Origin of the sequence: Spartinivicinus poritis, from assembly GCF_028858535.1 — a bacterium.
Lineage (GTDB): Bacteria > Pseudomonadota > Gammaproteobacteria > Pseudomonadales > Zooshikellaceae > Spartinivicinus > Spartinivicinus poritis.
In genome coordinates this window covers 65,318-90,086 of record NZ_JAPMOU010000018.1, presented here as the reverse complement: position 1 = coordinate 90,086, position 24,769 = coordinate 65,318, and the positions used below count along the sequence as shown (strand labels likewise).

At 42.6% G+C, this 24,769-nt stretch carries 20 protein-coding genes and 2 tRNA genes; all 22 read left to right on the top strand.

Annotation, left to right across the window (positions count from 1 at the left end; genetic code table 11):
• The first annotated feature begins 22 nt into the window (after window positions 1-22).
• Complete coding sequence (folP, locus tag ORQ98_RS14940; RefSeq protein WP_274689606.1) at window positions 23-859, top strand: dihydropteroate synthase; 837 nt, start codon at window positions 23-25, stop codon at window positions 857-859.
• Window positions 860-900: 41 nt separating this feature from the next.
• Window positions 901-2,244: a phosphoglucosamine mutase gene (gene glmM / locus ORQ98_RS14935; protein WP_274689605.1), complete on the top strand. Its 1,344-nt coding sequence runs from the start codon at window positions 901-903 to the stop codon at window positions 2,242-2,244.
• A gap of 106 nt (window positions 2,245-2,350) precedes the next feature.
• On the top strand, window positions 2,351-3,097 hold the full coding sequence (gene tpiA, locus ORQ98_RS14930) for a triose-phosphate isomerase (RefSeq protein WP_274689604.1): 747 nt from the start codon (window positions 2,351-2,353) through the stop codon (window positions 3,095-3,097).
• A complete protein-coding gene (gene secG / locus ORQ98_RS29510) occupies window positions 3,098-3,613 on the top strand; it encodes a preprotein translocase subunit SecG (RefSeq protein ID WP_342455204.1) in 516 nt (171 codons plus the stop codon). It begins immediately after the preceding gene.
• Window positions 3,614-3,615: 2 nt separating this feature from the next.
• Window positions 3,616-3,701: transfer RNA gene (locus tag ORQ98_RS14920), tRNA-Leu, on the top strand.
• Between the two features lie 74 nt (window positions 3,702-3,775).
• Window positions 3,776-3,852, top strand: a tRNA-Met gene (locus tag ORQ98_RS14915).
• A gap of 155 nt (window positions 3,853-4,007) precedes the next feature.
• Complete coding sequence (gene rimP / locus ORQ98_RS14910; protein WP_274689603.1) at window positions 4,008-4,463, top strand: ribosome maturation factor RimP; 456 nt, start codon at window positions 4,008-4,010, stop codon at window positions 4,461-4,463.
• A gap of 58 nt (window positions 4,464-4,521) precedes the next feature.
• The gene (nusA, locus tag ORQ98_RS14905; RefSeq protein WP_274689602.1) at window positions 4,522-6,018 is read left to right on the top strand and encodes a transcription termination factor NusA; all 1,497 of its coding nucleotides are present in this window, start codon (window positions 4,522-4,524) and stop codon (window positions 6,016-6,018) included.
• A gap of 26 nt (window positions 6,019-6,044) precedes the next feature.
• A complete protein-coding gene (infB, locus tag ORQ98_RS14900; RefSeq protein ID WP_274689601.1) occupies window positions 6,045-8,600 on the top strand; it encodes a translation initiation factor IF-2 in 2,556 nt (851 codons plus the stop codon).
• Window positions 8,601-8,646: 46 nt separating this feature from the next.
• Window positions 8,647-9,063, top strand: coding sequence for a 30S ribosome-binding factor RbfA (rbfA, locus tag ORQ98_RS14895; RefSeq protein ID WP_274689600.1), 417 nt, complete (start codon window positions 8,647-8,649; stop codon window positions 9,061-9,063).
• Window positions 9,064-9,066: 3 nt separating this feature from the next.
• On the top strand, window positions 9,067-10,008 hold the full coding sequence (truB, locus tag ORQ98_RS14890) for a tRNA pseudouridine(55) synthase TruB (RefSeq protein ID WP_274689599.1): 942 nt from the start codon (window positions 9,067-9,069) through the stop codon (window positions 10,006-10,008).
• A gap of 147 nt (window positions 10,009-10,155) precedes the next feature.
• Entirely contained in the window at window positions 10,156-10,422 is a 267-nt protein-coding gene (gene rpsO / locus ORQ98_RS14885) for a 30S ribosomal protein S15 (protein WP_274689598.1), read from the top strand.
• A 294-nt stretch (window positions 10,423-10,716) separates the two neighbouring features.
• Complete coding sequence (gene pnp, locus ORQ98_RS14880; RefSeq protein ID WP_274689597.1) at window positions 10,717-12,804, top strand: polyribonucleotide nucleotidyltransferase; 2,088 nt, start codon at window positions 10,717-10,719, stop codon at window positions 12,802-12,804.
• Window positions 12,805-13,074: 270 nt separating this feature from the next.
• Window positions 13,075-13,392, top strand: a complete 318-nt coding sequence (locus tag ORQ98_RS14875; RefSeq protein ID WP_274689596.1) for a PAAR domain-containing protein — start codon at window positions 13,075-13,077, stop codon at window positions 13,390-13,392.
• A gap of 233 nt (window positions 13,393-13,625) precedes the next feature.
• Window positions 13,626-14,450, top strand: coding sequence for a SapC family protein (locus ORQ98_RS14870; protein WP_274689595.1), 825 nt, complete (start codon window positions 13,626-13,628; stop codon window positions 14,448-14,450).
• A gap of 6 nt (window positions 14,451-14,456) precedes the next feature.
• On the top strand, window positions 14,457-16,118 hold the full coding sequence (gene tssA / locus ORQ98_RS14865) for a type VI secretion system protein TssA (protein ID WP_274689594.1): 1,662 nt from the start codon (window positions 14,457-14,459) through the stop codon (window positions 16,116-16,118).
• A gap of 49 nt (window positions 16,119-16,167) precedes the next feature.
• On the top strand, window positions 16,168-16,668 hold the full coding sequence (gene tssB, locus ORQ98_RS14860) for a type VI secretion system contractile sheath small subunit (RefSeq protein WP_274689593.1): 501 nt from the start codon (window positions 16,168-16,170) through the stop codon (window positions 16,666-16,668).
• A 25-nt stretch (window positions 16,669-16,693) separates the two neighbouring features.
• The gene (tssC, locus tag ORQ98_RS14855) at window positions 16,694-18,178 is read left to right on the top strand and encodes a type VI secretion system contractile sheath large subunit (RefSeq protein ID WP_274689592.1); all 1,485 of its coding nucleotides are present in this window, start codon (window positions 16,694-16,696) and stop codon (window positions 18,176-18,178) included.
• Between the two features lie 86 nt (window positions 18,179-18,264).
• Complete coding sequence (tssE, locus tag ORQ98_RS14850; protein ID WP_274689591.1) at window positions 18,265-18,681, top strand: type VI secretion system baseplate subunit TssE; 417 nt, start codon at window positions 18,265-18,267, stop codon at window positions 18,679-18,681.
• Window positions 18,682-19,120: 439 nt separating this feature from the next.
• Window positions 19,121-20,902: a type VI secretion system baseplate subunit TssF gene (gene tssF / locus ORQ98_RS14845; protein WP_274689590.1), complete on the top strand. Its 1,782-nt coding sequence runs from the start codon at window positions 19,121-19,123 to the stop codon at window positions 20,900-20,902.
• On the top strand, window positions 20,866-21,888 hold the full coding sequence (gene tssG / locus ORQ98_RS14840; protein WP_274689589.1) for a type VI secretion system baseplate subunit TssG: 1,023 nt from the start codon (window positions 20,866-20,868) through the stop codon (window positions 21,886-21,888). The genes tssF and tssG overlap by 37 nt, the downstream gene beginning before the upstream one ends.
• Before the next feature lie 146 nt (window positions 21,889-22,034).
• The gene (tssH, locus tag ORQ98_RS14835; protein ID WP_274689588.1) at window positions 22,035-24,662 is read left to right on the top strand and encodes a type VI secretion system ATPase TssH; all 2,628 of its coding nucleotides are present in this window, start codon (window positions 22,035-22,037) and stop codon (window positions 24,660-24,662) included.
• The last annotated feature ends 107 nt before the right edge of the window (window positions 24,663-24,769 follow it).

Here is a 24,769-nt window from a genome sequence, read left to right as displayed (position 1 = left end):
AATAAACTTCTGAAATTGTGTCATGACTCAGCTATTAGCCTGTGGCAATCGCTCTCTTGATTTAAGACAGCCCCATGTAATGGGGATTCTCAATGTGACGCCAGACTCATTTTATGATGGGGGTGCCTATAAATACTTGGATCAGGCCTTAGTCCAGGCTGAGAGAATGGTAAAAGAAGGGGCTAGCATTATTGATGTTGGAGGTGAGTCAACACGGCCTGGTGCAAAACCTGTCAGTGCCTCAGAGGAGCTGGACAGAGTAATTCCTGTTGTTGAGCAAATTAGTCAGCAATTAGATGTGATTGTATCTGTAGATACCAGTACACCTGCTGTAATTACCGAAGCAGCTAATAACGGGGCAGGGCTAATTAATGATGTGAGGGCTTTACTGCGTGATGGTGCTTTACAAGCTGCAGCTGATACTAATCTGCCAGTTTGCTTAATGCATATGCAGGGTGAGCCTGGGAATATGCAGAGTAACCCGAAATACTTATCAGTAGTTGATGATGTAAAACAGTTTTTGCTGGCTAGAATCAAAGCTTGTGAAACAATTGGAATTAGTCGTTCACGGTTGGTTCTTGATCCAGGCTTTGGCTTTGGAAAAACTGTAGAACATAACTTTAGTTTGGCGAAACATTTAGCAGACTTGAAAAATCTTGAGCTTCCAATATTGATTGGAGTGTCAAGAAAATCCATGATTGGCGCTGCTTTGAATAAGGACGTAGATGAGCGGTTGTATGGTACGTTGGCAGTTAACCTTTGGTGCTACATGCAAGGTGGCAGTATTTTCAGGGTGCATGATGTAGCTGCGACTGTGGATTGTTTGAAGTTAGTCCAGGCTATTCAAGAGGCAAATTAGTATAGGGATCTGTATTTTAACTGTAATTTGTGGCTGCAAAGATGAAAAAAAAATACTTTGGAACTGATGGTATTAGAGGCCAGGTAGGGAAATATCCTATTACTCCAGACTTTATGTTAAAGCTGGGTTGGGCTGCAGGGAAAGTGTTTGCCCAAGAGGGCAAAGGTAAAATTTTAATTGGGAAGGATACGCGTATCTCAGGCTATATGTTTGAGGCAGCACTGGAAGCTGGTTTGTCAGCTGCAGGTGTTGATGTCAGCTTACTTGGTCCTATGCCTACCCCTGCCATTGCTTATTTAACCAGAACCTTTAATGCGCACGCTGGTATTGTTATTAGCGCATCCCACAATCCCTATCAGGATAATGGTATTAAATTTTTTTCCGCCACTGGAACTAAGCTGGGTGATCGTGTTGAGCTAGCTATTGAAGCAATGCTGGAGCAAGAGGTTAAATGTGTTGACTCTGGTTTGCTGGGAAAAGCTACGCGAATTAATGATGCTGCTGGCCGTTATATTGAGTATTGCAAAGGTACCGTGGCAGGTAATCTTGATCTTAGTGGGTTAAAAATTGTTGTCGATGCTGCCAATGGAGCTACCTATCATGTAGGGCCAGCTGTTTTTAGAGAGCTTGGGGCTGAGGTTGTATCAATAGGTGTGGAGCCAAATGGTATCAATATCAACAAGAACGTTGGCTCTACCCACTTAACTGCTTTGCAACAAAAAGTGATAGAAGAAAAAGCCGATCTTGGTATTGCTTTTGATGGTGATGGTGACCGGGTGATGATGGTTGATCATCAAGGGCAGGCTGTAGATGGTGATGAACTGTTATTTATTATTGCAAGCAGCCAGGCTCACCAGCAAGCATTGCATGGTGGGGTGGTCGGTACTTTGATGACTAACTTCGGTATGGAGTTAGCTCTGTCAGAAATGAATATACCTTTTGCCAGGGCCAAAGTAGGCGACCGATATGTAAATGAAATGTTGCTCGCAAAAGGCTGGTATCTGGGAGGAGAGTCTTCTGGTCATATTATTTGCCGAGATGTAGCTACAACTGGAGATGGTATCGTTTCTGCACTGCAGGTTCTAAAGGCACTGCAGTCAAGGCAGTTATCGTTGTTTGAAGTAAAACAGCAGATGTGTAAATTTCCACAGAAAATGGTTAATGTTAAGCTGACAAATAAAGTAGATATTGCCAAGAATACACAGATTCAAGCTGCGGTAAGTGAAGTGGAAGCTGAATTATCAGGAAAAGGACGAGTTTTATTAAGGCCTTCTGGCACAGAGCCAGTGATTAGGGTGATGGTTGAAGGTGAGGATGAGTTAAAAGTCAATACGCTGGTTAGCCAGCTTGCTGATGCAGTTAAAGAGGCGGTTGTGCTTGAGTAGAAAATCTACTGCCTGGCCTAAGCTATAAAGTGCTGAAATAACTTTGTTTATTGTCAGTGGTTGAATCATGGGGTAACATTCCTGCCCCAAAAACAGTGTAGGTATCATGCGAACACCAATTGTAATTGCTAATTGGAAGATGAATGGCAGCCTAGCTGCTAATGCTAACTTGATTAGTCAGCTGAAACAGCAGCTAGTTGGGCGGCGCGTGGCAACTGTTGTGATTTGTCCGCCTGCCCCTTATTTAACGCAAGTTGAGCAACTAATTGAAAGTAGCAATATTCAGTTGGGTGCGCAAAATGCTTCAGAGTATTCAGCAGGTGCCTACACTGGTGAAGTTTCACTTAAAATGTTGCAGGAGTTTGGAGTGCAATATGTCATCATTGGGCACTCTGAACGAAGGGTAATATTTAAAGAGACAGACCAGCAAGTAGCTGAAAAGTGTAAGTCAGTTGTAGCCAGCGGGTTAATACCAGTTATCTGTATTGGTGAGTCACTGGAAGAGCGGCAGCAAGGTAACGCTCAAGCTGTGATAAAAAAACAACTGCAAGCATTGAGTTTGGGGGATTTAAGTGGCCCCTTCATTATTGCCTATGAGCCAATCTGGGCAATAGGGACTGGAGAAACAGCAACACCAGAGCAAGCTCAAGAAATGCACGAGTTTATTCGAACCCAGCTTAGAGAGCTAATTGCTGAGCAGGCTGATAGTATCAAAGTGTTGTATGGTGGCAGTGTGAAGTCAGATAATGCTGGGCAGCTTTTTGCGATGCCTGACATTGATGGTGGTTTAGTTGGTGGTGCCTCATTGCAGGCTGAAGAGTTTTTTGCGATTTGTCGAGCTGCAGGTAATTAAATGGAGACATTAATTTTAATCGGTCATGTGTTGGCTGCGTTGGCCTTGATTGGCTTAATCCTATTACAACAGGGTAAAGGCGCGGAGGCAGGTGCGTCATTTGGTGGCGGGGCGTCGCAAACCATTTTTGGTAGTCAGGGAGCTGGTAACTTTTTAACAAGAGTGACGGCTATTTTGGCAACCGTATTTTTTATCACTAGCTTTTCCCTTGCGTTATTTGCAAAACACAAAGCAGATGAAGGTGTTACTGATCCATTAGAGAATGCAGTGATTAATGAACAGCCTGCAGTTGAAACAGATGTGCCTACTTTGGATGGAAGTGTAGAGAAAAAATCTTCAGAAAACGATGTGCCAGCGCTTGACGTAGAGGGGGCAAATGAAGCAGAATCTACCCCCGCTTCTGAGGGGAGTAATTCTTCAGATAAGGCTGGTGCAGAGCAAGCTGAGTCAAGTAGCACTACAGTTACAGCAGAGCCTACAGAAAACCCTTCATCTGAAGTGAATTCTGAACAGTAAAAGCCGAAGTGGTGGAATTGGTAGACACGCTATCTTGAGGGGGTAGTGGCTTCTAGCCGTGCCGGTTCAAGTCCGGCCTTCGGCACCAGCAGTCCAAGTTTCATATCATATTTTTCAGACGGTTGACCATGAGTTTATAACTGATATAATTTTGGTCGCTATTGCGGGGTGGAGCAGTCTGGTAGCTCGTCGGGCTCATAACCCGAAGGTCGTTGGTTCAAATCCAGCCCCCGCTACCATATTTATAAGAACCCCTTTTTTAAGGGGTTTTTTATTAACTGTAGTAAGTAATGGTTCAGCTCTATAAAAAGCTGACTGCTGCTGTATTTTGAGATTGGGCGCTAGGCCCTTTTTTTATTGCTGCCATGAAGGCCTGCTAAACAGGTATAAAACAGTGAGCAAACAACATGATGCGTTAGCAGAGTTGATCAAGCCTACTATTGAAAGTTTGGGCTTTGAGCTTTGGGGGATAGAATTTTTTTCCCAGGGCAAACACTCTAAACTACGAGTTTTTATTGAAAACGAAGCTGGCATTAGCTTAGAAGACTGTGAACAAGTTAGCCGACAGGTAAGTAGTATTCTTGATGTTGAAGATCCAATTGTTGGTGAGTATACCTTAGAAGTTTCTTCACCTGGGCTTGATCGGCGGTTGTTTGAATTAGCTCATTTTCAACGTTTCACTGGTAGCAAAGTCAGTTTGAAATTAAGTGCTCCTTTTGAGGGGAAGCGTAAGTTTGTTGGCAGGATCAATGGCATAGAAGATGAAGATATCGTGTTGCAAGTTGATGAGCATGAGTATCTATTGCCAATAACTTCAATCGAAAAGGCTAATATTGTTCCTGAGTTTTGATAAAGATTTTCTCTAGTCAGGCGCTACTGGGCAGCTTGGGCAAAATGCGAGGCGTAACATGAGTAAAGAGATTCTGTTAGTTGTCGACTCGGTATCCAATGAAAAAGGGGTACCGCCAGAAGTCATTTTTGAGGCAATTGAGGTTGCTTTGGCAACTGCAACCAAAAAACGCTATGACACTGAGATGGATGTCAGAGTTGCTATTAATCGTGCAACAGGCGACTACGACACTTTTCGTCGTTGGTCTGTTGTGGAAGATGAAGATTTTGACAGTCCAGGCACACAATTAACAGTTGATGAAGCTCAGGAAAAAGACACCTCACTGCATGCTGGTGATTACTGGGAAGAACAAATTGAATCTGTAGAGTTTGGCCGAATCGCTGCCCAAACGGCCAAGCAGGTTATTGTTCAGAAAGTAAGAGAGGCTGAGCGTGCTCAAATTGTTGAGGCCTACCGCGAAAAGTTAGGTGAGCTAGTCAGTGGCACAGTAAAAAAAGTAACTCGTGACAATATTATTGTTGATTTAGGTAATAATGCAGAAGCCTTATTAGCTAGAGATCAATTAATTCCTCGGGAGTCATTTCGGGTTGGTACGCGAGTGAGAGCGTTGCTCTATGATATTCGAAAAGAAAATCGAGGCCCGCAACTAATGCTGAGCAGAGCCTGCTCTGAGATGCTGATTGAGCTATTCAAAATTGAAGTACCTGAAATAGCAGAAGAAGTGATTGAAGTTAAAGGCGCAGCTAGAGATCCAGGTTCCAGAGCGAAAATTGCAGTTAAAACCAATGATGGTCGCATTGACCCTGTCGGTGCTTGTGTGGGTATGCGTGGTGCCAGAGTGCAAGCTGTCTCAGGAGAACTGGGTAATGAGCGGATTGATATCGTGCTTTGGGATGACAACCCAGCTCAGCTAGTTATCAACGCAATGTCTCCTGCAGAGGTGGCGTCGATTATTGTAGATGAAGATACTCACGCAATGGATATCGCTGTAGCAGAAGATAACTTGGCTCAGGCAATTGGTCGTAATGGTCAGAATGTTCGGCTGGCTAGTGAGCTAACTGGTTGGACCCTCAATGTTATGACTGAAGAAGAGGCGAGTAAAAAACAAGCTCAAGAAACCGGTGATATTGTTGGTCAGTTTGTTCAGCAGTTGGATGTGGATCAAGATGTTGCTGAACTATTGGTTGAAGAAGGCTTTACCAGCCTTGAAGAAGTGGCCTATGTGCCGCAGGAAGAAATGTTGGAAATTGATGGTTTTGATGAAGAGATTGTCAACGAGCTGCGTCAACGGGCAAAAGACAAACTACTCACCCAGGCAATTGCTTCTGAAGAACAGCTAGAAAGTGCTCAGCCAGCGCAAGATTTATTAGAAATGGATGGTATGGATAAACACTTGGCTTATGAGTTAGCCAGTAAAGGAATTATCACCATGGAAGATCTTGCTGAACAATCAATTGATGATTTATTAGAGATTGAAGGCATTAATGAGGCACAAGCTGGTGAATTAATTATGACTGCGCGAGCGCCGTGGTTTGAAGACGGGCAGCAACAGTAATAACCACGGGGAGAGGAGATTAGTTGATGGCAGAAGTGACAGTAGAACAACTAGCCTTAGTAGTCGGCGCTCCAGTTGAGCGTTTATTAAAGCAAATGAGTGAGGCTGGATTACCACAAACCAGTCCAGAGCAAGTTGTATCAGATAAAGAAAAGCAAGCTTTATTAGCTTATTTAAAGCAAAGTCATGGTGGTTCTTCCGCAGAGCCGAAAAAAATCACCATCAAGCGTAAAACAGTAAGCCAACTAAAGGTTTCTGGTCAGGGTAAAAGTAAAACAGTTAATGTAGAAGTCCGTAAAAAACGGACCTATGTAAAGCGGAATCTTGTTGCTGAAATTGAGGCAGAAAAAAAGCGTCTTACTGAAGAGGCTGAGCAAGCCAAGGTAGTCGAAGAAAAGCGTCAGCAAGAGAAAAAAGCGAAAGCAGAAGCTGAAGCTAGTAAGAAAAAAGACGGGGGCCGTCAGCAAGAAAGTGGTCGTCAACAAGATGCTAAGTCATCAAGGCCTAAGCGGGAAAAACGCTCTGATTCAGCTCCAGCGGCTGCACCTACAGCAACCCCAGCAGATATAGAAGCCCAGGCTGACGCAGGCCGTGGCAAAGGTAAGGGTAAAAAAGGCAGTGGCCAAGACAAAGTATCTGCACCTGCAGGCAAACGTAAAGGACGTGGCCGTTTTGAGCGGGGAGGAGATAGCTTTGACGATGATGTAGAAGATATAGGACGTAGAAAGCCAGCTGGTCGTCGAGATTCAAAAGGTAAGGCTAAAAAGCCAAAACTGGTTGCCTCAAAGCCAAATGTTCATGGCTTTGCTATGCCAACTCAGCCAGTTATTCATGAAGTTAACTTACCAGAAACGATTACTGTTGCAGAGCTGGCGCAGAAAATGTCCGTGAAGGCAGCAGAAGTAATCAAAGTCATGTTCAAAATGGGCTCAATGGTTACTATTAACCAGGTAGTCGATCAGGATACAGCTGCAGTGGTGGTAGAAGAAATGGGCCACAAAGTGAAACTGGTTAAAGCTGATGCGATTGAGGACAGCCTGGAAGAAGAGCTTAAACAGACTATTGGTGAAGAAGCTAATCGTGCACCAGTAGTTACTGTTATGGGGCACGTCGACCATGGTAAAACCTCGCTGCTTGACTACATTCGTAAGAGCCGGGTTCAGTCAGGTGAAGCAGGTGGTATTACCCAGCACATTGGTGCCTATCATGTGAAGTCAGGTGATAATTTCATTACCTTCCTTGATACCCCAGGTCACGCAGCATTTACAGCGATGCGGGCGCGTGGTGCCAAAGCAACTGATGTTGTTATTTTGGTTGTAGCTGCAGATGACGGTGTGATGCCACAGACAGAGGAAGCCATTCAACACGCGAAAGCGGCAGAAGTGCCAATCGTTGTAGCGATCAACAAAATGGATAAGCCTGATGCTGATCCAGATCGTGTTAAAAATGAGCTTGCGGCGAGAGATGTCATTCCTGAAGACTGGGGTGGTGATACCCAAATGATCCCTGTATCTGCTCATACTGGTGATGGTATTAGTGAGCTATTAGAGGGCGTGCTGCTGCAGTCTGAGTTACTTGAGTTAAAAGCAGCACCTGACTCACCTGGACGTGGTGTAGTTGTTGAGTCTCGTTTGGATAAAGGACGTGGGCCGGTTGCAACTGTACTGGTTCAGAATGGTACTTTGCGCCAAGGTGATAACGTACTGGTAGGCCAGCAGTATGGTCGTGTACGCGCCATGCTAAACGAGGTTGGTGTTCAGGTAAAAGAAGCAGGTCCATCTATTCCAGTCGAAATTTTAGGCCTTGATGGTACTCCAGATGCGGGTGATGAGCTGCTTGTTGTTAAAGATGAGAAAAAAGCGCGTGAAATTGCTTTATTTAGACAAGGTAAGTTCCGTGAAGTGAAGCTGGCTCGTCAACAAGCCGCTAAGCTGGAAAGTATGTTTGCCAGCATGGGTAGTGATGAGAAGAAAGCACTTAATATTGTCCTTAAAGCAGATGTACGAGGTTCGCTGGAAGCGTTAACGTCTGCACTGACTGATTTAGGTAATGAAGAAGTTGAAGTAAAAGTCGTTTCAAGTGGTGTAGGCGGAATCACTGAAACTGATGCCAACTTAGCGCTTGCTTCTAGTGCCGTTATTTTTGGATTTAACGTTCGTGCCGATGCAACTGCAAGAAAAATTGTAGAAACTGAAGAGCTTGATATGCGCTACTACAGTGTTATCTATGACATCATTGATGATGTTAAGAAAGCACTGACAGGTATGCTAAAAGCTGAATTTAGAGAGCAAATTGTTGGTGTAGCAGAAGTAAGAGATATCTTCAGATCACCTAAGTTTGGCTTGATTGCAGGTTGTATGGTGGTTGAAGGTACTGTTTTCCGTAATGAGCGTATCAGGGTATTGCGGGATAACATCGTTATTTATGAAGGAGAGCTTGAATCGCTGCGCCGTTATAAAGATGACGTTAATGAAGTGCGTAATGGTATGGAGTGTGGTATCGGCGTTAAGAACTACACCGATGTTAAAGAAGGCGACAAGATAGAGGTTTATAAGTCTATCGAAGTGGAGCGTTCCTTATAATACCTGGCATATTGGGTATATTTTAAAGTTAGAGAGCATTAGTTGAATGGCAAGAGAATATAGCCGAACCCAACGTGTTTCTGATCAGATTCAGCGAGAGCTGGCCAGTCTGATTCAGCTTGAGATTAAAGATCCTCGTTTGGGTATGGTCACGGTCAGTGCAGTAGAAGTGACTAAAGACTTAGCCTATGCAAAAGTTTATGTCACCTTCTTAGCAATAGATGACCAGCAACCGGTCGATGAAAAGTTAGCGGTATTAAATCATGCGGCAGGCTTCTTGCGTTCAATGCTCGCGAAGTCCATCAAGCTAAGAACAATACCCCAGCTAAGCTTTTATTATGATGACAGTATCAGCCGAGGTCGGTACCTATCTAGTTTAATAGATAAAGCGATGGCTGCTGATAGCCAGCATCACTCAGCTGAACCTAGTCAGCAAGATGATACCAATCAAGAAGCGGAGTAAGTAGTGGGGCGTCGTCGTCAACGGGGCAGGCCTATTAGTGGGATTATTCTAGTTGATAAACCTCAGGGCTTGACCTCCAATCAAGTATTACAGCAAGTGAAGCGTTTATTTGGTGCTGCTAAAGCAGGCCATACAGGTAGTTTAGATCCACTAGCAACAGGGGTACTACCGATTTGTTTGGGTGAAGCCACTAAATATTCGCAGTATTTATTAGATGCTGATAAGGGCTATCGAACCACTGCTACCCTGGGTGCAAAAACCACAACAGGTGATGCAGAAGGTGAAATAATTGAAGAAAAACCAGTAGCTCACATTACTGAAGCAGATATTGACAAGGTGCTGCCTCAGTTTATGGGAGAAATCCAGCAAGTGCCTTCAATGTATTCTGCCATCAAAGTTGATGGACAGCCTCTCTACAAGCTGGCACGTCAAGGGGTCGAAATAGAGCGTAAAGCGCGTACTGTCCGTATTTATTCACTGAAAAAATTACAATACCAGGCTTCTGAGTTAAAACTGGAAGTACTTTGCAGTAAGGGCACCTATATTCGCTCTTTGGTTGAAGATATTGGTGAGCAGCTAGGGTGTGGTGGCTATGTTAGTGAGCTACGCCGCTTTAGTGCTGGGCCTTATGATGAGGAGCAGCTGTATACATTTGAGCAGCTACAACAGGTGCGTGATGACGGTGGTCATCAGGCTTTAGATGAGCTCTTGTTACCCGTTGATACAGCTGTGATGCATTGGCCTGAAATACTCCTTACAGAAACAACAGGCTTTTATGTGCAACAGGGTCAGCCAGTAACAGTGTCTAAGGCTCCGACTAGCGGGTGGGTTCGACTTTATTTAGGTGAGCAGCGGCAGTTTATTGGAATTGGTGAAATTGATGATGAAGGCCGAGTGGCACCTAGGCGGCTGATTAAAACAAAAGTTGAAAACACTGCTGGATAAGAATTGATTCTTTGTTAGAATACGCTCGCCTGGTGTCCACGGTTGCCAGGTAAGCATGTAAGCGGCTGTAAATATGCATGGCTGCTTTTGTAAACGGATGCAACTCAAGCATCAATAAATTGACTACTGCATATTGAGGAAATTGCAATGTTGTCTGCTGAGAAAAAAGCGCAAGTTATTCAAGATTATCAAGTTAAAGAAGGTGATACTGGTTCACCAGAAGTGCAAGTTGCTTTGCTGACTGCAAACATCGAAGGTTTGCAATCTCACTTTCAAACTCACATTCATGATCACCACTCTCGTCGTGGTCTGATTCGTATGGTTAACCAACGTCGTAAGTTACTTGATTACTTAAAAAGAAAAGACGTTGAACGCTACCGTACGTTGATTAAGCGCTTAGGTCTACGCCGGTAATTCAGGCGTAGGTAAAGCTATGCGCCAATCGGCTGCCTATAAAATGAGGCTTAGTCGGTACTATACACCGCTAAAACATTGCTGTTTTAGCGGTGTTTTCGTTTTTAAAAAATAGATTTATCTGACATACCTAAAATCGCCGACGTTGGCTATAACCTCTGCATCCCCGCCAGCATGATTGAGCACCATTACAGAAAGGTCTAGCCAAATGGTATAGACAGAGCTAATAACAACTATTATTAAGAATTTTTAGTATTAGTAAGAATTTTTAGATATTTATAGAAGGATAATCCTGTGAATCCAATAAAGAAAATATTTCAATTTGGTGATCAAACCGTCACCATGGAAACTGGCCGAGTAGCAAGGCAGGCTAGTGGGGCAGTCATGGTCACTATTGGTGAGTTAGCTGTACTTACTACTGTAGTCGCTGCAAAAACAGCAAATGAAGGTCAAGATTTTTTCCCACTGTCTGTTCACTATCAAGAAAAAATGTATGCTGCTGGTAGAATTCCTGGTGGCTTTCATAAGCGTGAAGGACGGCCAAGCGAAAAAGAAACCTTAACGTCTCGCCTAATTGACCGCCCCATTCGCCCGTTATTTCCAAAAGGTTTTATGAATGAAGTACAAGTGATTTGTACTGTCGTCTCTACCGATAAAAAACAAGATCCTGATATTGCCGCAATGATTGGTACTTCTGCTGCGCTAGCACTATCTGGTGTCCCATTCAGTGGCCCTATTGGTGCTGCTCGGGTAGGTTTTCTTGAAGAGCGTGGTTATATTTTAAACCCGAGTTATAAAGATCTTGAGCAATCTGAGCTAGACATGGTGGTTGCGGGTACTTCAGAAGCCGTATTGATGGTTGAGTCTGAAGCGCAAGAGCTAACTGAAGATGAAATGCTTGGAGCTGTACTCTATGCTCACCAAGAATACCAGACTGTTATTCAAGCCATTAAAGAGTTTGCTGAGGAAGCACAGGTAACACCATGGGAGTGGCAACCTGCTGAAGAAAATACTTCTTTAATTGAAGCAGTAAAAGCTGACTTTGGGCAGATGATAATAGACGCTTATAAAGTCACTGAAAAAATGCAGCGCTATGATCGTTTGTCAGGCTTGCGTGATCAAGCAGTAGAAAAATATGTTAATGATGAAGCGGGTGTAACTGCAAACAATGTTGTTGCTGCATTTGGTTCGTTAGAGAAAAAACTGGTCAGACAAAATGTTGTTAATGGCTTACCAAGAATTGATGGTCGTGATACTAAAACAGTACGCCCATTGAATGTTGAAGTAGGTGTATTGCCAAAAACTCATGGTTCTGCCTTATTTACTCGTGGTGAAACCCAAGCGTTGGTGGTAACAACGCTTGGTACGACTAGAGATGCGCAAATTATCGATTTTCTTGAAGGTGAGAGAAAAGATAACTTCTTATTGCACTATAATTTCCCACCTTATTCTGTAGGTGAGTGTGGTCGAATGGGTGGTACTGGGCGTCGTGAAATTGGTCATGGTCGTTTAGCGCGCCGTGGTGTTCAAGCAATGCTTCCAAAAGGTGATGAATTCCCTTATACCGTTCGTGTTGTATCTGAGATTACTGAGTCAAATGGCTCAAGCTCAATGGCTTCTGTGTGCGGTGCCAGCCTGGCATTAATGGATGCAGGTGTACCATTAAAAGCGCCAGTTGCAGGTATTGCAATGGGGTTGGTTAAAGAAGACGACAAGTTTGCAGTATTAACGGATATTCTTGGTGATGAAGATCATCTAGGTGATATGGACTTTAAAGTAGCTGGTACTTCTGAAGGGGTTACTGCGCTGCAAATGGATATTAAAATCCAAGGTATTACTGAAGAAATTATGGAAGTGGCTCTAGAGCAAGCAAGAGATGCTCGCTTACATATTCTTGAAGAAATGAATAAAGTCATCAGCAAGGGTCGAACTGAGTTATCAGAGCATGCACCAACCATGCTAACAATGAAAATTGATTCAGATAAAATCCGTGATGTTATTGGTAAGGGCGGTGCGACTATTCGTTCAATTTGTGAAGACACAGGTGCTTCAGTAGATATCGATGATAGCGGTGAAATAAAAATATTTGCTGAGAATAAAGACGCTGCGAAAAGAGCTGAAGACCGAGTGTTGGAAATTACCTCTGAAGCTGAAATAGGTCAGATTTATCAAGGAAAGGTGACTCGTGTAGTCGACTTTGGCGCATTTGTTAGCGTGTTACCAGGTAAAGAAGGCTTGGTGCATATCTCTCAAATTTCTAACCAGCGCGTAGAGAAAGTGAGTGATTACTTAAAAGAAGGCCAGGAAGTCAATGTTAAAGTAATGGATATTGATAATCGTGGTCGGATTAAGCTCACCATGAAAAATCTCGAAACAGCTTAAGTGAGGGGTCGCAAGACCCTTTTGCTTTTTTAGATTTATACTGAACATGTATTAAGCTAGCCACTCAATTATTTCTGCCTGCTTCCCCTTCAGCGTCGCCTTTACTAATTCAAATGACTACTTTAATGTTCTACATAAGTAGTATAAAAAGGTGTAGTCATTACTGGTAATATTCCTATATCAGCAATAAATTCTTCATTGAATCAATATAATCAGTGAATAAGTTGATATCAGTGTTTTTTGTAGTAGAAAAAGTCTGGGAGTTCGATTATGCCGGCAGCAACACGGCTTGGTGATATTTGTACAGGACATGGCTGCTTTCCGCCTCGCCCTTCTATCACTGGTAGTGCCAATGTTTTAATTAATGGCCGGCCAGCAATAAAAGCAGGTGATATGTATATGCCCCATGGCTGTCCTAATTGTCCTCCTCATCCTGGCTCTTTGGCTGCAGGCTCATCCTCTGTCACTATTAATGGCTCTGCTGCTGGTCGGTGGGGGATAGTATTAGCTGTGGAGGCTCTGTTGCGATGGGAAGTAGTGACGTTTTTATTGGTGGTTAACTTAATACTACTTGTAATTAGTGCTTAACAATAAAAATGAGTGCTAAATAGTCATTTTCCTGATCATGCAGAACTTATCTTTGAATTACTAACTAGTAGCCTTTTTATTACCTTCATTAAGTGGGAGTTTTTGGGAGTGGCAATCGATTAGGATTAAGCCGTCTTGATGGTCTAACCTTTGGAAAGATAGGATACACTACTAGTGATTTATTGGTTAGCGACGTATATGCGTTTACCACAAGTAAGCAAAGAAGACAGAGGATGAATCAGAAAAAGTATGCGTTTTATCAACACATAGTACCGCTGCGAGCTGTTGATCATCATCAGCTTGAGCTGGTTGAAAATAATCAATATGGTTTTGCAAAATCAGTTAATGCAGTCTATCTCGCAGATATTGAGTTTAATCAAGCTTGCAAGTTTTACCCGATAGTATTTGTTCAGCATGAAGATCAGATTCAACCCAGCGCTCTACTAGGCTTAGAGCATCAGGTTAACTTATTTGTTAATGACAAAGGCATCTGGACAGTTAAATATATTCCTGCCTATATCCGACGGTATCCGTTTATTTTGGCAGATGTACCAGAGAATAATAATGAGCTGGTCGTATGTATTGATGATGCTGCGCCTATGTTAACCACAGCTGGTGACACGAAAGGAAAAGGGTTATTTACTGAGCAAGGTGATAGTAGTGAGTACCTGCAAAGTAAAGTTGATTTTTTAAAACACTTTCAACAAGCCAGTGGTTCAACACAAGCTTTTTGTCAGAAATTGAAGACTTTAGATTTATTTGAGCCAATGAACGCTCAAATAAATATGCATAAAGGTGATAATTTATCCCTCACTGGCTTTATGGTTGTCAGTAAGAAAAAACTGCAAACTTTACCTGAATCACAACTTAGAGAATTAATTACAACTAATTATATGCAGTTGATTTATGAACATTTAAGCTCTCTCAGCAATTTAAGTGTATTAGTTGATAAGACCGCAGCGCTAAGGACTATCAGGAAAGCGAAACAAGCTAACAAAGTGAAAGCAGTAAAAGTAACAGAAGCAGTAAAAGAAGCTAAAGGGAATAAAGAGGACTGATAGAGCATGAGCGCGTTGGATGTAGAGAAATTGTTAGCGCTTGCTATTCAACCATTGCCAGCTACTGCACCTCTTGCCAGTGAAGCACGTTATGCTGCCAGTTATGAAATAGCAGAAGGAGAAGTCAGCAAAGTTGGCTCACTGACTGATCAAGGTTCAGCTAATTGGCGTAAAGTAGTTGAAGCTTGTAGTGATCATCTGGCTAACCAATCTAAAGATATTTTAATTGGTTGCTACCTGGCACGGGCGTTGTATGAGCAGCACCAGTTAGCTGGCGTTATAACTGGCTTTAAAGTAGTAGCCACTATGTGTGATTCGTTGTGGGATACTATGTTTCCCCCAAAAAAACGAATGCGTGCCAGAGGGAATGCAATTGAATGGTTAGTCGATGATTTAGTCACACCATTTGAAGCATGGCAGCCTGACCCAACAGATCGGTCTCAATTGAGTGAGCTAGTTGATATTATGCAACAGCTGGAGTCTTCATTACCCGATAAAATGGGTGATCATGCACCAGCCATGGGTGATTTAAGAAGGTTATTGGTTGCTAAGTTGGACTCGTTACCTGAAGAGCCTAAGCCAGCACCAAAACCTGACACACCGCCAGAACAAGCAGCACCCGATAAAACAGAAACGTCAGAATTACCAGAGCAGGCTGCAACCCAGTCAACCTCTTCACAGTCAACCCCTACTAAACCATCACCTGCTCCTGCAACCACTGCCAGTTCTGCTGCTGCGTTAGCGCCAATCACTGGGGATATTGGCAATGATCGAGACTGCCAGAAAGCCATTCGTCAGGTTCAGGATAGAACACGTCAGATAGCGGATTATCTCCGCCAGGCTAAATTGGATAGCCCATTAGCTTATGAGCTTAATCGACAAGCAACTTGGATGAATATCTGGCAATTGCCCCATCATCAAAATGGCCATACCCAGTTAATGCCAGTGCCAAAAGATAAGCGTGAGCAGTATGAGCAAATGCTGGTCAATGGTCAGTTTAGAGAGTTAATTCCTGATATTGAAGTGAGCCTGTCGAAAGCACCATTTTGGTTGGATGGGCATCGTCTGGTTGCAGAGGCCTTGCAACAGCTGGGCTTTTTTGAGGCTAGCCGGGCTGTAGTGATTCAACTAGGCTTATTTTTGGAAAAATACCCAGAGTTGACAGAACTGCAGTTTAAAGATGAAACCCCATTTGCAGATGATGATACCCGAGACTGGATTAAAACAACGGTTGTCAGTGCATTAAGTGGTGGAGGAAATACTGCAAATACAGGCACTTCTCAACAGGAAGCACCATGGCTGACAGCTTATAAAGATGCAAAAGAACTGGTGAAGCAAAAGCAAATTCCAGCAGCATTGAAATTATTTCAGCAAGGTATTCAGCAGTCAGCGTCAGGGCGTGAACGAGCTTATTGGCAGCTGCAGCAAGCACAGTTTTGCTTTGATTTAAAAAAATATGAGCTAGCCTGTCCTTTATTAGAAGCGATTGATCAGCAACTTGCGGAAAACAATCGTTATCACTGGGATAGTGAATTAACCATACAAACGACAGTAATGTTGCTAAAGTGTTATAAAAAACTATCGAATAAAGATTTGGATAAAGCCCGAGTTGATCAGCTGCAAGCACGTTTATGTTGCTTTGATATGGCTGCAGCTTTTGAGTTATAGCCCAAAGTATTTGTGAATTATTAGTAAAGCAATTAGAGGGAAATGAAAGATGGCTAAAGAGGGTTCAGTAGCGCCGAAAGAGCGGATTAATGTCGCTTACAAGCCTGAAACTGGTGATGCCCAAGAAGAAGTCGAATTACCCCTGAAGCTGATGGTGGTAGGTGATTTCACCCATCGTGAAGATGACCGTTTAATTGAAGAGCGTAAGCCCTTCAATGTGGATAAAGATAACTTCAATGATGTATTAAAAAGCCAAAAAATCTCGATTGATTTAGCGGTAGCCAACACCCTGGTTGACAACCCCACTGAGGACGACGAGTTGGGGGTTAATTTACGCTTTGAAAACATGCGTGACTTTGAGCCAGAGAGCATTGTTAGACAAGTACCTGAGCTTAATCAGCTATTGGAACTAAGAAGTGCTTTAGTTGCTTTAAAAGGGCCGTTAGGCAATGTGCCTGCATTTCGTAAAGCAATTCAGGGCGCTTTGGCTGATCCTGCTTCTCGGGAAACCATCTTAAAAGAGTTGGGTATTGACGACACTGCAGAGTAAGTGACTAGTTGGCTAGGAGAGTACAATGGCTGATTCACCAGAAACTAAACAGGAACAAGCAGGCCAAGAGCTGGAAGGTGGCTCATTGCTGGATACTATTGTTCAGCAAACGAAAATGCGCCCAGAAGACGATGGCTATGATGTAGCTAAAAAAGGTGTGAGTGCTTTTATTTCTGAGCTGCTCAAGCCACAAAATAAAGAAGAGCGAGTCAATAAAAATCTAGTTGATCGGATGATTGCAGAAATTGATTCCAAGCTCAGTAAACAGGTTGACCAGGTTTTACACCATGAAGAGTTTCAGTCCATGGAGTCTGCATGGCGAGGCTTGAAGCTGTTAGTTGATCGTACAGATTTTCGTGAAAATGTAAAAATTGAAGTATTAAATGCTTCAAAGCAAGACCTATTTGATGACTTTGAAGATGCACCAGAAATTACTAAATCTGGGTTATATAAATTAGCTTATACGGCAGAATATGGCACATTTGGTGGTCAGCCGGTAGGTGCAATCATCGCTAACTATGAATTTTCTCCCAGCTCTGCGGATGTTAAATTATTGCAAAATGCAGCAAGTGTTTCTGCAATGGCTCATGCGCCCTTTATTGCAGCAGCAGGCCCTAAATTCTTCGGCTTAGATAATTTTGAAGGATTACCTAACCTGAAAGATTTAAAATCTATTTTTGAAGGCCCTCAATTTGCTAAATGGCATAGCTTTCGAGAATCAGAAGACTCTCGTTATGTAGGCTTAACCATGCCTCGGTTCCTGTTGCGCCAGCCTTATGATCCTGAAGATAATCCAGTGAAGGCATTTGAATATAAAGAAGATGTTTCTGCCAGCCATGAAGATTATTTATGGGGTAATACGGCCTACTCATTTGCAACTCGATTAACTGATAGTTTCGCAAAATACCGCTGGTGCCCTAATATTATTGGTCCTCGTAGTGGTGGTGCAGTGGAAGACTTACCCGTCCACCTATATGAATCAATGGGGGACATCGAAATGAAAATTCCCACTGAGGTTTTGATTTCTGATCGGCGGGAATTTGAATTATCTGATGAGGGTTTTATTCCCTTAACCATGCGTAAGGGCAGTGATAATGCTGCCTTTTTCTCAGCAAACTCTGTGCAAAAACCGAAAAACTTTGGAAATAGCCCAGAAGGTAAAGCTGCAGAGCTTAACTATAAGTTAGGTACTCAGCTGCCTTATATGTTTATCATTAACCGCTTAGCGCACTATTTAAAAGTATTACAGCGGGAGCATATTGGTAGCTGGAAAGAGCGTTCTGACCTTGAGCGTGAACTGAATAACTGGATTCGCCAGTATATTGCAGATCAAGAAAATCCATCTCCCGAAGTCAGAAGTCGTCGACCATTACGGGCAGCAAAAGTGACTGTTTCGGATGTTGAAGGTGAACCAGGCTGGTATCGGGTTGGCCTATCAGTTAGACCACACTTTAAGTATATGGGTGCTGATTTTACCCTATCGTTAGTGGGTAAACTGGATAAAACCTAACAGTAGAGTGTTATTTAGTCAGAAAGTAAGATCGGCCTTAGGGCCGTTCTTACTTTCTGGCAATGCTAAATCTGCAGGAATGTATTATGGCCTCAGAACTCCGTTTATTTGAGCGAATCCAAAGTGCCGAGACCAAAAGTCATTACACCATGGCCTTTGATGAGCGCAAGTTGCATCGCTCAGTGCTGGCCCATGTGCAAGAAATGCTAAATGTCCGAGAAGGTAGTGTGATGGCACTACCTGAATATGGGATGCCTGACTTTAATGACTTGGTATCGCAGTTTCCGGATGCAATCAGTGAAATTAAAAAAGCAATTGAAGAGTTTTTAACTGAGTATGAACCAAGGTTATCGTCAATTCGAGTGAAACATTACGATGATCCTGATAACCCGCTGGTGCTGCGTTTTCATATAGTGGCTGATATTCAGTTAGAAGACCAAAAAACTCGAATTACGTTTGAGACGGAGTTAGCAGGGACAGGACATGCGACAGTTAAAGGCTAAATCCTAGTGAAAAAATACGGAATAACAGGCTGGCTCTTGAAGTACCATCCTTGATTCCAGTAGCGCTTTTTTACCCATTAAAGGCGTTACCGCAAGTTTCACAGTAGTAAACTTGCCCATCAAGAGTTATAGAGGAAATAGGTGGGTTAGAATTATGGCGCAATCCAACTTCCCCCTTTTAAAAAGGGGGATTGAGGGGGATTTTTACAAGCAAATACAGCGGAGATGGTGCAAAAACTACGGTCACTTTAAATCCCCCCTAGCCCCCCTTTATCAAAGGGGGGAACAGCTTTCGAAACACCCTGCTTGGGGGAAAAGGCTAGGATAAGGGGTTAATAATGTTTGTACAAAGAACATTGGTAGTAGGCGGTTTGGTTAATAAACAAAATGACTGAAAAAAATAAAAACTTAAAAGTAGACTTCGGACAAAGAGGTTGCTGTGGCTTTTAATAAGTACTTCCAAGATGAGCTGGCTGCTGTTCGGGAACTGGGTAAAGAATTTGCTGAAAAAAATCCACGACTGGCGCCGTTTCTATCTGTGCGAGAGCAAGATCCAGATGTGGAGCGGCTGTTAGAAGGGTTTGCCTTTTTAACTGGCCGACTTCGTCAGAAATTGGATGATGAGCTGCCTGAGTTATCGCACTCAGTTATGAGTTTATTGTGGCCTAACTTTCTTAAGCCGGTGCCATCCATGAGTATTATTCAGTTTCGGCCTGATAGTAGTATATCTGATAAATACCCGATTGAACGGGGAGCCAAAGTTGCTTCTTCTCCCGTGGATGGCACTCGTTGTACCTTTAAAATAGCTTATGATATAGATCTCTACCCCTTTGCGCTGACCAATTTAAACTATCGTCAACAGGCGGTTGGCAGTAGTATTCAACTGGATTTTCAGTTGGCGGGTAATGCGGTATTAAGTGAGATTGACCTTGATTATTTAAGGCTGTTTTTACATGGTGACTTTAATATCAGCTTAACCTTGTATCACTTATTTATCAGGCATGTGACTAAGATCGAATTTGTATTAAAAAATGATGAAGAAACAGTTGCTTTGCAATTAGATAAATCCGCTGTTTACCCGGTGGGGTTTGCTGAAAATGAAGCCTTATTACCTTATTCTGATAATACATTTTTGGGCTATCGTTTAATTCAGGAATACTTTAGTTTACCCGAAAAGTATTCCTTTATTGATATCCGCCAACTGAATAATCTGTATCAAAATGAAAGCATAAGTGACCTATTGCAGCAGGCCAAACAGTTTTCCATTAATGTGTATTTTGATCAAAGTATTGAACGACAAAATGTACCTAAAAAGGAAAATATACAGTTATTCTGTACACCAGTAGTCAACTTATTTAATCATGATGCAACCCCGTTACGGATGGACCAGCGGCGTACAGAGTATCGGGTTCAACCATCAGGCGATAACCCCCTGCATTATGAAATTTATAGTATTGATAAAGTCGTGGGTTGGGGCCATAGTGACCGGTTACGGCGTGATTATAAACCGTTTGAGTCGTTTGATCATGCTACCAGTTTAGGCGGTAGTCAGCAGGACATTTATTATCGAACCCGCCTAAAAAGCTCGGTGACCCTGCATGGTGTAGATACTTATCTGTCGTTTGTTTCCCATAATGATGAAGATTTATCCCCTCAGGCTGAAACTATATCGGTAGACCTAACCTGTAGTAATCGAGATTTACCGCAAAAGCTGTCTATTGGTGATATTAAGCAAACCATGGGAGAAACACCTGAGTTTGCTCCCTTTTCCAATATTACCAAGGTCACCCATTCGTTTACCCCACCACTAGATAAAGGTTTTCACTGGCGGGTCATTTCCAATATGTCGTTGAACTATGTATCCCTGGTTAATGTGGCAGCATTGCGAAGTGTGTTATCCACTTATGATTACCGTAGTTATTACGACCGTCAGTACGCTAAAGTCAGCAAAAGCCGTTTAGAAGGTATTGAAGAAATAGAACATTTTAATATTGACCGACTGTATAAAGGCTTACCGATAAGAGGTATAAAAACCCGCTTGCATTTACGGGAAAGTAAGTTTGCCAATGAAGGGGATATGTACCAGTTTGCGTCAGTATTAAATGAGTTTTTTGCCTTGTATGTATCATTAAACTCATTTCATATGTTAGAAGTGGTTGGAATTGAGAATGGGGAGATTTATCAGTGGGAAGCGAGAATAGGTCAACAACCCATTCTTTAATGGATGACTTACTGGCAAAAGGGAAGCATTACGCTTTCTTTCAAGTGGTGCACTTATTAAATAGTCACTACTTACCAAAAACTGAAAAACAAACTGGTGAAGCGCCACAGTTGCGTTTTCGTGCTAATGCCACTTTAGCTTTTCCACCCAGTGATTTAGCTGAAATAAAACATCATCTTGGTGATTTCGAACATTTTCTACTCACTGTTAATATGATGGGGCTATATGGCCCTGCTTCGCCATTACCTGCTTTTTATAGTGAGCAAATTGTTCAAAATGACCCCGAAAATCACCCTATTCGGGACTTTATGGATGTATTTAATCATCGGTTTATTGAACAGCTTTATCAGTGTTGGAAAAAATACCGTTATTACCTGAACTATGAAAAAGGTGCGCTGGACTCTTTTTCTCAACAAATGTTTTCCCTAATTGGCTTGGGGGATATTGAATTAAGACAACAAACCCATTTGCATTGGCATCGCTTACTACCCTATTTAGGTTTGTTGAGCATGAAGAGTCATTCGGCAGGAATAATGTCAGGTATTATACGGCATTATTTTCGCCATCGGGCAGTCTATATAGAGCAATGTAAATTGCGTGTGGTGAAAATCAGTGATGACCAGCTCAATAGCTTAGGTGCTGCTAACTGTGAAGTGGGTATGAACCTGGTGCTTGGTGCCTCAATCAGAGACCGTTCAGGTAAGTTTCGAGTGGTTATTAAAGATTTATCATTGGATAAATTTGAACGCTTTTTGCCTACAGGTGACTACTATAGACCTTTGCATGAGTTAATTCGGTTTATTCAACGAGATCAGCTTGAATATGACATTAAGCTTGGTTTACGAAAATATGAAGCACCTAAGTTAGAGCTGAAAGAAAGCTCAACTTGCAAACTAGGTTGGTCAACCTGGTTGGGAGAGCATATAGACGATGACAGCCATTATGAAGTGGTTCTGCCTAGTGGTGCATTTTTGCAAGAGAAATAACACTTATTATTGAAATGAAATAATAAGTGCACATAAAGATTTATATAAAGTGCACCACAATTAGAGGTGTACTTTAGTAATCTGCTAGCCTAGAAATGTTACAACTTTTTTTGATTTGAACGAGTCTAAGTAAGGTATTAACTATTATGAAGCTGGATCTCAACATTATCATTTCTGCACTCTCGCCAGAGAGTCGTAATGCAATGGAAAATGCAGCCAGTCGCTGTGTGGCCCGTGAAGGCTACGAGATTACAGCAGAAGATGTACTGCTTGAGTTAATGGCTGAGGAAGAGGGTGAAGTTCAGAAAATTCTAAAGCATTATGAAATTGAGTTAAGCCAGTTAGAAAAAGCCGTACAGCAGGAACAGGATATGCGAGGGGGACATCATGGTCGACCCGTATTGTCACGCTTTTTACAAGACTGGCTGCAAGAGGCGTATATACTGGCTCATGTCGCACTGAAGATGGATGCCATTACCCCTGGTATTTTAATTTGTGCCATTTTAGATAATGAGCTGCGCTTCTCCCGTCATGCTTATTATGATGTGCTAAGAGTGATTCCTGTTGATGAATTAAAGCAGCTGATTCAAGGTCGCTGGGAAGATGAGCACAAGGGTGCTGCTGGTGGGCAAGCAGTCGGTCAGTCTGGTGAGGGAGGTGCTTTAAGCAAATATACCATCAATTTTACGGAACAAGCACAGCATGGAAAAATAGATCCAGTATTCTGTCGTGAGCAAGAAATACGACAAATGGTCGACATCCTGTCACGCCGTCGTAAAAATAATCCCATTTGTGTAGGGGAGCCAGGTGTTGGTAAAACAGCTGTTGTGGAGGGGTTAGCTTTAAAAATAGTTCAAGGTGATGTCCCTTCGGTATTGCAGGATGTCACCCTGTTAGGTTTGGATATGGGGTTACTGCAAGCTGGTGCCAGTGTTAAAGGAGAGTTTGAAAAACGATTAAAAGCAGTTATTAATGAAATTCAGACTTCCGTTAAGCCGATTATTTTATTTATCGATGAAGCCCATACTTTAATTGGGGCTGGCAACCAGGCTGGGGGTGGTGATGCGGCTAACCTGTTGAAACCTGCTTTAGCCAGAGGAGATCTACGTACCGTTGCAGCAACTACTTGGTCAGAATATAAAAAATATTTTGAAAAAGACCCTGCCTTAGCCCGTCGCTTCCAGTTGGTGAAACTAGATGAACCGAATGCCCATCAAGCAGCCATTATTTTACGTGGTTTAAAAGGTATTTATGAACAAACCCATGGGGTTTATGTGCGGGATGATGCTGTGGAAGCAGCTGCCAGATTATCTGACCGTTATGTGTCAGGACGCCAACTACCTGATAAAGCAGTTGATGTATTGGATACCGCCTGTGCTCGCATTAAAGTCAGCTTAGCTTCTAAGCCTGCACAAGTTGAGGATGCAGAATTTAAATTAGCCACACTAGATCGTGAACGTTTAGGTATTGAACGAGATCAGCAGCTGGGAGTGCGTTTAACAGAAGACCGGTTAAGTGAATTGAATGATGAAGTTGCTGACGTTTCAGAGCATTTGACGATGTTAAAAGACCTCTGGCAACAGCAACGGGATAAAGTTAATGAAATTCTGGAGTGGCGAGATAAGCTTTACCAGGCGCAAGAGGCAGAAAAAGCCATAGAGGAAGGAGATGAGCCTGAATTAACAGTAGCTGAAATTACAGCGTCGTTACAGCAAGCTGAAGATGAATTAGCTGAGCTTCAGAAAGAATATCCACTGGTCAATTATGAAGTGAGTCCTCTAGTGATTGCCCAGGTGATTGCAGCCTGGACAGGTATACCTGCCAGTAAAATGTTGGCTGACACCTCTGCTAGTGCATTAAATTTTGTAGAGCAAATGCAACAACGGGTGAAAGGCCAAAATCATGCAGTGGTTGAAATAGACAAGGCACTAAAAGCAGCTAAAGTAGGACTTAATAACCCAGATACCCCGACAGGTGTCTTTTTACTGGTTGGGCCAAGTGGTGTTGGTAAAACTGAAACCGCTTTAAATGTGGCTGACTTGAACTTTGGTGGTGAGCGGTTTATGACCACCATTAACATGTCAGAATTTCAAGAAAAGCACACGGTATCCCGTTTAGTCGGGTCGCCTCCAGGTTATGTGGGATATGGTGAGGGTGGCGTATTAACTGAAGCTGTGCGACAACGACCTTATTCTTTGGTATTGCTTGATGAGGTTGAAAAGGCTGATCTTGAAGTCATGAACCTGTTTTATCAAGTATTTGATAAAGGCACTTTATCAGATGGTGAAGGCAGAGAAATTGACTTTAAAAATACCCTTATTTTTATGACTAGCAACCTGGCTTCTGACATTATTTGTAAATTATGTGAAGGTGGTAATAAGCCAAGCCAAGAAGAGTTGGCTGAAGCAATCAGGCCCACGTTAAGCGCCCATTTTAAACCTGCACTGTTAGCAAGAATGAAAATAGTACCTTTCTTCCCCATTGATCAGGAAGTAATGGAGGAGTTGGTTGTACTTAAACTGAAAAAGCTGGGTAAAAGGTTGCAAGAAAAACAGAAGCTGGAACTAGTGTATAGCGATGACTTTGTTGAACAAATGGCTTCTCGTTGTACAGAGGTAGAGGCGGGAGCCAGAAATATTGATCAGCTGATTAATGGTGCCCTTTTACCAAAAATATCAGATTGCCTGCTAAACCTGTCGAGTGAACATGAACAATATAGCCAATTACAAGTCAGCATTAGTGAAAATAAGGAGTTTATAGTCACCCCACAGTAAAGGTGTATTTACACGCTATTACTCCACTTTCCCCCTTTGGGAAGTGTTGAAAAAGTACTCCAAATCAAGTCCCTTCTCCCCCGTGGGGGAGAAGGTTAGGATGAGGG

Excerpts from the sequence above, each read along its gene's own strand:
- tssE (WP_274689591.1), top strand. The coding sequence starts at position 18,265 with ATGGCCTCAGAACTCCGTTTATTTGAGCGAATCCAAAGTGCCGAGACC.
- tssB (WP_274689593.1), top strand. The coding sequence starts at position 16,168 with ATGGCTAAAGAGGGTTCAGTAGCGCCGAAAGAGCGGATTAATGTCGCT.
- ORQ98_RS14870 (WP_274689595.1), top strand. The coding sequence starts at position 13,626 with ATGAATCAGAAAAAGTATGCGTTTTATCAACACATAGTACCGCTGCGA.
- tssH (WP_274689588.1), top strand. The coding sequence starts at position 22,035 with ATGAAGCTGGATCTCAACATTATCATTTCTGCACTCTCGCCAGAGAGT.
- tssC (WP_274689592.1), top strand. The coding sequence starts at position 16,694 with ATGGCTGATTCACCAGAAACTAAACAGGAACAAGCAGGCCAAGAGCTG.
- ORQ98_RS14875 (WP_274689596.1), top strand. The coding sequence starts at position 13,075 with ATGCCGGCAGCAACACGGCTTGGTGATATTTGTACAGGACATGGCTGC.
- tssA (WP_274689594.1), top strand. The coding sequence starts at position 14,457 with ATGAGCGCGTTGGATGTAGAGAAATTGTTAGCGCTTGCTATTCAACCA.
- glmM (WP_274689605.1), top strand. The coding sequence starts at position 901 with ATGAAAAAAAAATACTTTGGAACTGATGGTATTAGAGGCCAGGTAGGG.
- infB (WP_274689601.1), top strand. The coding sequence starts at position 6,045 with ATGGCAGAAGTGACAGTAGAACAACTAGCCTTAGTAGTCGGCGCTCCA.
- nusA (WP_274689602.1), top strand. The coding sequence starts at position 4,522 with ATGAGTAAAGAGATTCTGTTAGTTGTCGACTCGGTATCCAATGAAAAA.
- tpiA (WP_274689604.1), top strand. The coding sequence starts at position 2,351 with ATGCGAACACCAATTGTAATTGCTAATTGGAAGATGAATGGCAGCCTA.
- rpsO (WP_274689598.1), top strand. The coding sequence starts at position 10,156 with ATGTTGTCTGCTGAGAAAAAAGCGCAAGTTATTCAAGATTATCAAGTT.
- folP (WP_274689606.1), top strand. The coding sequence starts at position 23 with ATGACTCAGCTATTAGCCTGTGGCAATCGCTCTCTTGATTTAAGACAG.
- rbfA (WP_274689600.1), top strand. The coding sequence starts at position 8,647 with ATGGCAAGAGAATATAGCCGAACCCAACGTGTTTCTGATCAGATTCAG.
- secG (WP_342455204.1), top strand. The coding sequence starts at position 3,098 with ATGGAGACATTAATTTTAATCGGTCATGTGTTGGCTGCGTTGGCCTTG.